Consider the following 8,644-nt stretch of genomic DNA (forward strand, 5'->3'; position numbering starts at 1 on the left):
CCGCCGAGCAGCGCCTCCGCCGTCGCGGGCTGCTCGGCCGACCATCGAGCCACTTGCTCGAGCCGAACTCGCAGGCACACCTGGTCGGCGCCATTCATGAGCCCGGCGAGCCCGTGACGCGGAAATTCGTATTGGCGCACCAGCACGATGCCCTTCCTGGTCGATGGGTTGACCATCAGCACGAGCCAGGCCGCGTTCGCGCGGTAGCGCGTCAGGCCCGCATGCAGCCGTAGCCGGGACTGGGCGATGTACTGATCCTCCGCGCCGGATTGGATGGCGCCTCTGGCCACTTCCTGCCCGGCGAAGGTCCCGGCGTCGAGCGACACCTCGACCATCCGTTCGAGCTCCTTGCGGACGCGCGACGCGCCTGCGCTGCGCGTGGCGATCCCCTTGAAGGCGCTGTCGTCGTTGGCGATCTCGTTCGCATACAGAAAGCGGGCATAGCCAGCTTCCGAGCTTTGCTTGACGACCTGCTTGAGCGAGTGGCACTCGCCATCGGCGCGGGCTGGGCCGACGGCCATCAGGCCGGCCAGCAACAGGGCGGCCCCCAGCCGGTTCATGCCTCATTCTCCATACGGCATGAGGTCCGGCTCGTTCCGGGGGAGGGCCGCGAGCGCCTTCTGGACCTCCGAGAAGACGTCACCGATGTAGGCACCGGGCTCCCCTTGCGCAAGCTGGTGGCCCACCGCTTTGGCCGGCAGCACCACCGATGGGCTGCCAAGCTCGTGACACCCGGATGCGACGAACGCAATGCAGACACACATCGCTGCGTGAGTTCCGCGGATTGACTTCATGACGTTTCTCCCAGGGCGGCCGCGCAGCTTTTGACCGAAGAACATGCCGATCGCGACCGGACTCGATTGTCTTGATGCGCATGCCTTGACGGTACCGAGCCACCGTTCGCCAATCGTTCGCACGTTTGGCCCCCCCGATATATAGTCACGGCCGACCTTGAACCCGCCCGAACCACCCCCCGATCACGGCCTCCAACTCGGGTTGCTGGGCGGATTCAGGTGCGTCTTGGACGGACGTCCTGTTGCCGGGATTTCGTACGACAAGATGCGTGCGCTGCTCGCCTACCTGGCGATGGAGCAGCAGCAGGACCATAAGCGGGAGGTTCTGGCCGAGATGTTCTGGGGCGGCAACGACCCCGTCACGGCGCGCGGCAATCTGCGCCGGACCTTGTCGGACTTGCGCCGCGTGCTGGAGTTGCCCACAGGCAAACACTTGTTCTCGGCCAGCAAGAGCGCCATCCGATTTGTTCCGGAGGCCTACGTCGACGCGCTTGCGTTCAGCGGACGGGCGCAGCTTTCGCCGGACGAGCGCGTCGTCGACCTCTATCGCGGTGAATTCATGGCCGGCTTCTACTTGCCGGACTGCCCTGATTTCGAAGACTGGCTGCTCGTCCAGCGTGAAGCCCTGCACCGCCGGGTGCTCGCCATGCTGGAGCAGTTGGCAAACTTCCACGAGGCCGGCGCAGACCATGGCAAGGCCCTGCAATTCGCCTTGCGCCATGCGGACCTCGAGCCATGGGACGAGGCCGCACACCGCAGGGTGATGCGCCTGTACGCCTTGAACGGCCAGAACGGCGCAGCCCTGGCGCAGTTCGACGCCTGCTGCCGCCTGCTGAAGAAGGAGCTGGGCGCCAGCCCCGGCGAAGAGACGCGGCAACTGGCCGAGCGCATCCGCAATGCCGAAGTCGTGCGCGACGCGCCAGGGATCCCGACCGCGCCGTCGCCTGTCGTCCCGCAGGCGAACGCGGAGCGACGACAGGTCACCGTGCTGTTCTGCGAGCTGGCGCCCTCCGGCATCGACGACCCCGATGACGCGATGGAACTCCTGCTCGCACCCCGGGACCACTGTGTCGAGATCATCCGGCAGCTTTCAGGGCATCTGGTGCCGATGCACGGCGGCGGATTGCTGGCCTATTTCGGCTACCCGCAATCCCGTGAGGACAGTGCCGTGCGGGCCGTGCGAGCCGCCTTGGCCGTCACGCGGGAAGCCGCTCGCGGCATCGAGATCCGCTCGGGCGTGCATACCGGGCTGATCACTACAGGCAGCGACCCCTCCCTGCCGGACATCGTCGGCAAGACCTCCGGGGTCGCGATCCAGCTGCGCCGTTGCGTCGGGTACAACGAGACAGCGATCAGCCAGGAGACGCACAGCATCGTGGCCGGCTATTTCGATTGCACGAGCGTGGGCGCCCGATCCCTGCCGGACGCGTCGCGGCCCGTGACTGTGTTCAGGGTCGACAAGGAAAGTGGCGCCCGCACACGGCTGGATGCCGCCACGCAGCTGACGCCGCTGGTCGGACGGCAGGCCGAACTCGCTCAGCTCGCGGGATGGTGGGACGAGGCCACGCAGGGCGCGAGCCACGCGGTGCTGCTGCAGGGCGAGCCGGCCACCGGCAAGTCCCGCCTGGTGCATGCCTTCAAGCAGCGGCTGGCGGGCCAGCCGCACGCCGTGCGCGAGCTGCGCTGCTTCCCGGAATACAGCCGGTCGCCGTTTCATCCGCTGCTGGTGCTGCTCGAGGCCAACCTGGGTTTTGCCCCCGGCGACACGCCGGAGCTGAAGTCCGCCAAGCTGGCGCGCCACGTCGCAAGGAACTACCCCGCATTGGCTCGGGAAGCCGTCCCCTTGCTGGCCTCGCTGTACTCGCTGCCGCAACCCGCCGACTACCCGGCGACGGGTCTCTCGCTGCAAAAGCAGAAAGAACTCACGATCAAGCTCCTGCGCACGATGTTGAAGGGGCCGACGGCTCGGCTGCCGATCTTGCTCATCGCGGAAGACCTGCATTGGGCGGACCCTTCCACGCAGGATTTCCTGACGGCACTCTTCGAGCAAAAGGGAGTGCGGGCCCTGCTCGCGATCTTCACCGCACGGCCCGGATTCGTTGCGCCCCATGCGGCCTCCGTGCTGTCGCTCCCGCCCCTCGCCGAGCACGAGATGGAGCAACTGATCAGCTCGGTCAGCGGCAAGCTTCCGGMAGCGACTGTGCGCCGCATCGTGAAACGCGCCGATGGCGTGCCACTCTTTGCGGAGGAGCTGGCGAAGACGGCCACCAGCGTCGATTGGGCCAGCATCCCGGGCACCTTGCACGATCTGCTGGCGACCCGCATGGACCAATTGGGCGACGCGAGGTACACCGCGCAGATTGCCGCCACGATCGGGCGCGAGTTCGGTGTCGATCTGCTGGGCAAGGCCTCCCCGTGGGGTCCGGATGTGCTGGCGAGATCMCTGCGTCAGTTGAAGGATGCCGGCCTGATCGTGCAGGTCGACGAAGCGACCTGCCAGTTCAGGCACGCGTTGATCCAGGAAGCGGCCTATCAATCGCAGACCCGGGCCGATCGGCAGGCGACGCATCGGCGGATCGCGCAGGTGCTGCAAGACAGTTTCCCCGACAGCGTCGCGGCCCGGCCGGAACTCCTGGCGCAGCACCTGTCCTCCGCCGGAGAAATCCGGCAATCCATCGACTACTGGATCAAGGCAGGGCGACGAGCGATCTCCGGCTCGGCCAACCAGGAAGCGATCGCACATTTCAATCGCGGGCTGCGATTGCTGATGACGCTGCCCGCGTCACCGGAAAGGGATCAGACCGAATTCTCGATCCTGGTCGGCCTCTGCCCTGCGCTGCACGCGACGCGTGGCTACGGGTCCGAGGATGCCACCCGGGTCACCGCGCGAGTGTCTGCCTTGCGCGAGCTGGTGGCGGACAGTCCGGAACTGTTTCTGGCGGAATGGACGCGCTTGAGAAACACCGTGGCGACCGTCGGTCCCCGCGGCGTGCCGCAAGCCGCCTTGCGGTTGCTGGACCTGGCGCGCGATGACCCGATCGGAAAGCAGGCGGCGCACTATGTGGCCGCCGTTGCCTCTTTCTGGCTGGGTGAGTTCGAAGCCTCGAGCACGCACGCCGCGAAGGCCATTGCACTTCATTGTCCGGACCAGCACCACCTCATGCTGGAACTGTTCGGCGAGGACCTGTCCGTCTCGTTTGCCGGGCATTTGTCGTGGGCGCTCTTGTTCCTCGGTTTCGCGGATCAGGCGCTCGAGGTGTGCGAGCGGATGCTCGAGCGGGCACGCGCGATGGAACATCCGAAGACCCTGGCGATGGCGCTGCTCTTCGCGACCATGCTGCATCGCTGGTTGAACAAGCACGCGGAGACCCTGAGCTTGTCTGCCGAGACCATCGCCCTCACGCGGCAACATGGCATGTCGCACTGGATGGCGACGGGCGAAGCGTTGCACGGCAGGGCCCAGATCCTGCTTGAAGGCCGGCAGGACCTCTCCGAACTCCAATCGCTCGTGGCCCGCTTGAGCGCGGCGGCGCCTTCGTACTCGGCGCAGCGTTTGTCCGACTTGGCCCAGGTCCATATGCACCTGGCGCAGTACGACGATGCGCTCGGCTTGCTTGCGCAGGCGCAGGCCAATGAGCAAAGCACGGGGAGTTGCCAGTTCGCGGCCGAACGTCATCGCCTCGAGGGCATGTGCCTGCTGGCGCTTTCGCCGCCCGATACGACGGCCGCCGAAGCGTCTTTCAGCCAGGCGCTCGCCATCAGCCGTCGGCAAGGGACGAAAACGCTGGAACTGCGGGCGGCCATGAGCCTGGCGAAGTTGTGGCGGCAGCAGGGCAAGCAAGCGCAGGCGCGGCGCATGCTCGCGAAAGTTCACGACTGGTTCACCGAGGGCTTCGACACCCCGGATCTTGTGGAAGCGGCGAAGCTGTTGCGTGCCCCGATCTAGGGTTTGGGGCACTGCCTGCCCATCAAGGTGTTCGACGGCAGCGTCTTTCAGTTCCCTACGACAGTCTGGACTTATCAATCAGGCAATCCCGCCTTGCGGAGGCCCTCGATCAGCCGCGCGCGCTGCGCGAGGAAGACAGGGTCGGTCGAGGGACTGAGGAACACGACATAGGCAATCGAGTCGTTTGGCAGTAGTTCGCGATGCTTGGCCATGTGGGCGGCAGCCTCGGCGTCATGTCCGCGCAGCGCATCGATGGCGGCGAGCATCGCATAGGGTTGCCCGCTATTCGGATATTCGGCAACCCACCTCATTGCCCACCTGTAGGCTTCGTCGTCCCTGCCTTGCACGAAATTCGCGGTCGCCGACAGCGAATAGACGGCATACAAGAGGCGCGCGTCCGCCGGACTGAGCCCGCGGGCCTTGTCGATTTCCTGCTGGGCTTCGGCAAAGCGGCCCTCCCAGATCAGCTGGCGCGCAACGAAGAGGTGGGCGAAGGCGTAGTTCGGACTGATCTCCAATGCCTTTTTGTACATCGCCATCGCCTCGGCCGGCTGTCCACTCAGGCCGAGCAGGCTACCCCAGGGCAGGAGGTTTTCTGGCACATCAGGACGCAGTTCCATCGCCCTCTTGAGCGCCTTCTTGCCAGGTTCGACCAGGCTCTGCGGGGCGCGGCTGAAGCAGCTGACGATCTCGATCTGGTAGCTGGAACCCACCCCTTGCAGGGCGACCACCGAATCGGGATCGACTTTCAGCGCCGCCTCGAAGCGGCTGCGAGCCCGCAACACGTCGTCGCGCGTCGCGAAGCGATTCAGGTCGCGCCAACCCAAACTGGTCAGATCGGCGGCATCGACCACGTGACCGGGCCGACTGGCACGCACCTTGTCGATTTCGAAAAACTGCATGCGAAAGGCACTGGCAACCCGCTGGTCCAGGTTGGAATGTTGGGCATCGGCAGCCGTCGGGAAGGTAGAACGGTTCAATCGGATCACCTCGCCGGTCTCGACCGAGGTCAAGGTCGAATCGATGAGGATGGCGCCGCCGTCGCGCGTCACGCGACCGCCAATGACGTAGCGCACGCCCAGTTCGCGCCCGATGTGCGCAATGTCGGGCGCTGCCGCGTTGTAGCGCGCGGTCGACGCCGGGCCGATCACACGCGTTCCATGTCGCAGCGAGATCTGCGCGCTGATATCGTCAGCCAGGGCATTCCCGAGCACGGAAGTGCCGCCAGGCGCGTCGGCATCGGCCAGCGGCAACACCGCAACGGCATGACGCGCAGTCAGCTCGTCGTCGATGCGGAACGGCGTGGGCTGGCGGATCTTCCAGACGGCACCAGCGACGCCCAAAAGCAACGCGCACATGAACGGTACCAGCCACCAGCGCCGGTCCGGAATCCGACGTGTGCGTTTCGGTCCATCCATCGCCGGCTCGGCTTGTGGCAATTCCTGAGGTCGGGTGGCCAGTCTTTCGACCGTCGTGTCGAGCATGTAGCCGCGGCGCGGCAGCGTCTTGATCAACACGCCCCGATCTCCCAACGCCGCACGCAGCTCGCCCACGCATTGAACCAACGAGTCGTCGCCGACAACCACCGACCCCCACAGGGCCCTGATCAATTCTTCCTTTCCGAGCAGCCGGCCCGGATGGTCGAGCAGATGGCGCAGCAAGGCGCGCGGCTTGGGTCGCATCGAGATAGGGACGCCATCCTTGCGCAGTTCGTCGCGCCGCGAATCGAACTCGAAGCCGGCAAAGGCCGCGATGCCGTCGCCGACGGCGTCTGGCGCACCCATCGGGAGCCCGTCGCCGATTCGGTGATTGATCGTCGATCGTTCGTCGTTCATTCGGCCACCCCTCGGGCGCCGCGTGCCCGCCAGCACTAGCGTCGGCATACCGGCCACCAAGCCGCATTTTGATCTTTACATACCAAGATGGGGGGGTTTCGTGTGCATTCAAAACAAGCCCCGCCCCGGTGCTGCCAAGCGCCTTGCAGGGCGCACCACCAAGGCGCGTGCCGGCACGGCCGCGACGATCGGCCGATGCCTGATCCGCACGCTCTTGTGCGTGGTGGCGGTCCCTTCCATCTCCGACGACCCCGCGCATGCGCCGCCTTCGGTCCGCGATTTGCCCGGGCGGTCGCTTGCTCTTCGTATTCCTGCGCTGCTCACCGATCCTCCCATCGACTTCGATCTCCCGTCCCGGAATCTTGTCTTTTCAAGGAGTCGAAGCTGCCCGGCGGACTTGTCTGGCTCGAAGGCAGGTGGGTTCAAGGGGTCGCCGACGTCGCGTTCTTCCGCGTCACCGACCATCCTGCAGGAAGCTAGACTGTGCAACTTCAAGTCGACTTGAGGTCAAGAGGGTGAGACATCTGGACATCGCCGAGGTGGCGCAGCAATCCGGCGTTCCGGCATCGACGCTGCGGTTCTATGACGAAAAGGGGCTGATCGCCTCTACCGGCAGGCGCGGGCTGCGCCGCCTGTTCGATCCCGGTGTGGTGGAACGGCTGGCGGCCAAAGCGGACGAACTCGACCGGACGATCCGCAAGCTGAGCGCCATGCGCGACGGCCTGCGGCACGCCGCTGCCTGCCCCGCGCCTAGCCACATGGAATGCCCCACATTCCGGCGCATCGTGCGGGCTGCGGGGGCTGGGGGTGTGGGGGTGGGGAGGAAGAGGGTTCCGAAGGCGCCGGGGGACTAGTTCGCGTCCGCGTGGCGCGACTGTTGTAGGCTGCCATGCCATGACCGAACGCCCCGCCTCCCTCATCCGCCCGCCGGCCGGCTACGCCGATTGGCTGGCCGAGCTCAAGACCCGCATCCACAGCGCCCAGCAGCGCGCGGCGCTGGCCGTCAATCGCGAGCTGGTGTGGCTGTATTGGCAGATCGGCCGCGACATCCTGGAGCGGCAGGCGCGCGAGGGCTGGGGCGCCAAGGTGATCGAGCGGCTGGCGCACGATCTGMGCACGGCCTTTCCGGACATAAAGGGCTTTTCGCGCGCCAACCTGATGTACATGCGGGCTTTTGCCGAGGCTTGGCCGGACAGCGCAGATGTCCAACAGCTTGTTGGACATTTGCCCTGGGGCCACAACCTGGTGCTGCTCAGTCAGCTGAAAGACCGTGAGCAGCGCATCGGCTACGCGCAGCGCGCCATCGAACACGGCTGGTCGCGCAGCATGCTGAACATCCACATCGAAACCCGCCTGCTGGAGCGCGAAGGGCAGGCGGTCACGAACTTCGAGCTTCGCCTGCCGGCACCCGGCGCAGACCTCGCCCATCAGACGCTCAAAGACCCCTACCTGTTCGATTTCTTGGCGTAAATCGGGAAGCCGACGAGCGCGCGATCGAGTCTGCCCTTGTGCAGCACATCTCGCGCTTCCTGCTGGAGCTGGGTGCCGGCTTTGCCTTCGTCGGCAAGCAGGTGCCGCTGGAAGTGGGCGGTGACGATTTCTTCATCGACCTTCTGTTCTATCACCTCAAGCTACGCTGCTACGTGGTGATCGAGCTGAAGGCCGGGCCGTTCAAGCCGGAGCATGTGGGGCAGTTGGGTTTCTATCTCAGCGCCGTGGRCACACAGATGAAAACGCCCGCCGATGCGCCCACCATCGGCCTGCTGTTGTGCAAAAGCAAGAACAAGGTGGTGGCGGAATATGCGCTGCGCGACAGCGCCAAGCCGATGGGCATTGCCGAATACCAGTTGATCGAAGCGTTGCCGGCTGAACTGCAGACCAGCCTGCCCAGCATCGAGCAGATCGAGCGTGAGCTGGCAGGCCTGCCGGCGCCCGGGACCGACGCGGAGGCCGACAGCCAATGACTTCGCTCCGCCTGCTCGCACGCGAATCGCTCACGTTCGAATTGAAGAGCGGCCGTGGCGCTTCGGCCGGCCGGAGCCCGACTACCGGCGCACCGCCCCGGTGAC

The 8,644-nt window shown here is 65.8% G+C and carries 5 protein-coding genes and 1 pseudogene; 3 read left to right on the forward strand and 3 right to left on the reverse strand.

All coding sequences use genetic code 11. The features are described from left to right. Nucleotides 1-560, reverse strand: a 560-nt coding sequence (locus tag AC1D2K_RS23545; RefSeq protein WP_478091398.1) for a hypothetical protein, incomplete at its 3' end; no start/stop codon positions are given. A gap of 3 nt (nt 561-563) precedes the next feature. Then, a complete protein-coding gene (locus AC1D2K_RS23550) occupies nt 564-794 on the reverse strand; it encodes a hypothetical protein (protein ID WP_478091400.1) in 231 nt (76 codons plus the stop codon). A gap of 226 nt (nt 795-1,020) precedes the next feature. On the opposite strand from AC1D2K_RS23550, the gene AC1D2K_RS23555 reads away from it, so the two are divergent. Further along, entirely contained in the window at nt 1,021-4,740 is a 3,720-nt protein-coding gene (locus AC1D2K_RS23555) for an AAA family ATPase (RefSeq protein ID WP_478091401.1), read from the forward strand. Between the two features lie 74 nt (nt 4,741-4,814). Here the strand turns inward: AC1D2K_RS23555 and AC1D2K_RS23560 are convergent, their stop codons facing one another. Further along, nucleotides 4,815-6,575 (reverse strand): winged helix-turn-helix domain-containing tetratricopeptide repeat protein, encoded by a 1,761-nt coding sequence (locus AC1D2K_RS23560; protein WP_478091403.1) that lies wholly within the window; start codon nt 6,573-6,575, stop codon nt 4,815-4,817. A 515-nt stretch (nt 6,576-7,090) separates the two neighbouring features. Here AC1D2K_RS23560 and AC1D2K_RS23565 point away from each other — a divergent pair. Together AC1D2K_RS23565 and AC1D2K_RS23570 are read left to right on the forward strand one after the other, a co-directional pair. Then, nucleotides 7,091-7,429 carry a MerR family DNA-binding transcriptional regulator gene (locus tag AC1D2K_RS23565; protein ID WP_478091405.1) on the forward strand — a complete coding sequence of 113 codons (339 nt, stop codon included), beginning with the start codon at nt 7,091-7,093 and terminating at the stop codon, nt 7,427-7,429. 40 nt (nt 7,430-7,469) lie between these two features. After that, nucleotides 7,470-8,539: pseudogene (locus AC1D2K_RS23570) on the forward strand (PDDEXK nuclease domain-containing protein). The last annotated feature ends 105 nt before the right edge of the window (nt 8,540-8,644 follow it).

This window comes from Variovorax sp. P1_H12_2 (genome assembly GCF_056405335.1).